The 323-nt window shown below is 70.3% G+C and carries 1 pseudogene; it reads left to right on the forward strand.

Annotation, left to right across the window (positions count from 1 at the left end):
- A pseudogene (locus CLG85_RS28130) lies at window positions 1–323 on the forward strand (sulfate ABC transporter permease subunit CysT); the annotation flags it as partial.

Below are 323 nucleotides of genomic sequence, written 5' to 3' on the forward strand. Positions count from 1 at the left end.
CATGGGACCGGCGGAAATCGCCGGTCACCTCGCCCCGGCGCGGGTGCGCGCGGCGCTGCTGCTGTCCTTCCGCGCGGCGCTGGTCGCCTCGCTCTTCAACCTCGTCTTCGGTCTTGCGCTGGCCTGGGTGCTGACCCGCTACCGCTTTCCCGGTCGGCGGCTGATCGACGCGGCGGTGGACCTTCCCTTCGCGCTACCGACTGCCGTGGCGGGAATCGCGCTGACCACGCTCTATGCGCCAAGCGGTGTCTTCGGGCAGGCGCTGGCGCCCTTCGGAATCAGCATCGCCTACACCGAGGTCGGGATCTGGCTGGCGCTGGTCT

It is taken from the genome of Alloyangia mangrovi, from assembly GCF_002300555.2.
GTDB classification, from domain to species: domain Bacteria; phylum Pseudomonadota; class Alphaproteobacteria; order Rhodobacterales; family Rhodobacteraceae; genus Salipiger; species Salipiger mangrovi.